The organism is Methanoregula sp., from assembly GCF_002835825.1.
GTDB lineage: Archaea > Halobacteriota > Methanomicrobia > Methanomicrobiales > Methanospirillaceae > Methanoregula.
In genome coordinates this window covers 1-1,486 of sequence record NZ_PIZH01000508.1, presented here as the reverse complement: position 1 = coordinate 1,486, position 1,486 = coordinate 1, and the positions used below count along the sequence as shown (strand labels likewise).

The window sequence follows — 1,486 nt, the reverse complement described above, 5'->3', positions numbered from 1 at the left end:
GATTGATAGGGAGTGTTAGCATAGAATCAGCATACACAAGAAACGAAGCCGGTATTTCCGGCAGGAAAAGAAACGCCTATCCTGAAAATCATTTCATCCCTAGGATGGGAATGCCCTCCGAGGGGAAAAATCCCGGCGCCCGGAACGAATCTGCAGACATCCTGGCAGCAGCGTCTCTTTCCGAGAAGAACCTCGGCGAGCTGCTTGCCTGGTTCAGCGATAACCTTGAGCGGGATGCATCGTACATCAACCGGAAGCTCAGATGGCTGGAGCAGAGGATATGCCGGCTTGAAGGTGAGCAAAGGAAATAACATGCCCCGCAGGGCTGCGGTCGTTATACCCGATGTCCCCCTCTTTCTCATCCCGCACGTGATCCAGAACGGGATCCGGATGCATGGCGAAGAAGTGGAACGGGTAACGATCAAGAAGACCTACATGCACGTGTATTCGCTGAGCATCCGGACGCGGAGCGTGAAACGTGAGCTGCGGCCGGCGATCCCGCACGCAAAGTATCCGGCGCCGCGATCGAAGGGACGGAGGGATCCGGCATGAGCCGGGGACTGCCATCGAAAAAAGCGCTTGAGGCTGCCCTCCCGCTTGCACAGGTGCGGGGGCAGGTGATCTTCTTCCGGCAGGATGCTTTTGCACCCGGGGATTTCATGATCATCGGCCCTTGCGGGATCATCATTGTCAGGGTGAAGCGGACACGACAACTCCGTGTAACGCTTGTAGCAGTTGAGATCCAGCAGAGGGAAACACTCGCGCTGCTCCGCTCAGCAGATCTGGTTTCGGAGATCCTCCGGGAACTCTGGCTCTGGTGCCCGTTTGGATCGATGCGGTTCTTCCGGTTGGAGAACAAGAGTCTCATAGAGCTGGACCGGCACGGGAGGCCGACAGGGTAATCCGAAGGTCTCATCCCGCAGGAACATGGTTCTGTTCAACGGAGGTCCCGGAAGCATCCCCCGGGTGGATCTCACCCTTGAGGATCCCCCTGCAGGGGGGTATTCCGGGTTTCCTCCCAAATCTCCCCTGTACGGGCTCCGTTTGGTGGATTGGGGAGGTTTTTGGTGTCTCATTCGCAAAATCGCATGTCTCTTTTTTCGGAAACAGCGTAAACCGGGCCCGGATTGGCGTATTTCTCTGGTTTCCGGGTCCGGATACGTGTCTCATTATGTCTCTTTAGACGGGCAAAAGAGGAGGTGGGGGGGCAATAGTATAGCCCGGAATGGGGCTGATCTTCCCGTGCCGGTGAGGATCTTGTTCTGAATAGTAGAATCAGGCAGATGGGGTTTTTTCCGAATCATCGTTTGGCTGCATGCCGGCCGGGAACCGGGTATGCACAGGAATAAAGGAACATTTTTGTTCCTTACAAATCTCAGAAAATAATTCTCCGTTTCGCAAAAAACCGCAAATTTTCTCTCCGTTTTCCAAAAACCCCTCTCCATAATCAACGCCCATGCCCTCATACGTCGTATACTGTTATGCC

3 protein-coding genes are annotated in these 1,486 nt (G+C 54.8%); all 3 read left to right on the top strand.

All coding sequences use genetic code 11. The annotated features are described in order from the left end of the window. Positions 1-311, top strand: a 311-nt coding sequence (locus tag CW742_RS12770) for a hypothetical protein (RefSeq protein ID WP_292420951.1), incomplete at its 5' end; no start/stop codon positions are given. After that, the gene (locus CW742_RS12765) at positions 295-552 is read left to right on the top strand and encodes a hypothetical protein (protein WP_292420950.1); all 258 of its coding nucleotides are present in this window, start codon (positions 295-297) and stop codon (positions 550-552) included. The genes CW742_RS12770 and CW742_RS12765, both read left to right, overlap by 17 nt. Further along, a complete protein-coding gene (locus CW742_RS12760; protein ID WP_292420947.1) occupies positions 549-902 on the top strand; it encodes a hypothetical protein in 354 nt (117 codons plus the stop codon). The genes CW742_RS12765 and CW742_RS12760 overlap by 4 nt, the downstream gene beginning before the upstream one ends. Positions 903-1,486 lie beyond the last annotated feature (584 nt).

Bases quoted from the DNA above. Each gene is read 5' to 3' on its own strand.
- CW742_RS12760 (WP_292420947.1), top strand. From the start codon at position 549: ATGAGCCGGGGACTGCCATCGAAAAAAGCGCTTGAGGCTGCCCTCCCG.